The 477-nt window shown below is 70.0% G+C and carries 1 protein-coding gene; it reads right to left on the bottom strand.

What is annotated here, in order from left to right:
- Positions 1–219, bottom strand: a 219-nt coding sequence (locus RM844_RS32335; protein ID WP_311671015.1) for a mycothiol transferase, incomplete at its 3' end; no start/stop codon positions are given.
- Positions 220–477: the final 258 nt, after the last annotated feature.

Genomic DNA, 477 nt, shown 5'->3' with positions numbered 1-477 from the left:
CCGGCACAGCGGCTCCGGGGAAGGGCGGCCGAAGACCTCGCCGAAGTATCGGGCCTCGACCGTGGCCACGTGTTTGACCAGGCCGAGGAGGTTGGTCCCGGTCGCCGTCAGAGGCCGGCGCGCGTCGTACGGGGACAGGCCGTCCAGCTTCCAGAGCAGCGCCTCACGGTCCCGCCGCAGCCTCTTGTGCAGGTTGTCCTTCGCGAACTCATCGATCATGCCGCACGAGCCTGCCACTCGGGCACGTGGCTTGCATACCGGTCCCTGCGGAAGGACCGCGTACGTCGGTACGGCACCGGACGTCGGTACGGCGCCGGACCCGTCCGGGGTTCACGGCCAGGGCCTCTTCGCACGGAGGCGTCTCGTCTGCCGGGCCTGCAACCCGGCGAACCTTCCCGGTCAGAGCACTGGACCTGATCAGGCGATTCGTGCGGGCACCGCTGCGCGACTGGCCCACTCCGGGGCCATTGCCAACAC

The sequence above is a fragment of the Streptomyces chisholmiae genome (assembly GCF_031845445.1).
GTDB classification, from domain to species: domain Bacteria; phylum Actinomycetota; class Actinomycetes; order Streptomycetales; family Streptomycetaceae; genus Streptomyces; species Streptomyces chisholmiae.
Note: the sequence above shows the minus strand (reverse complement) of the source record. Positions and strands in the feature narration are given on the sequence as shown.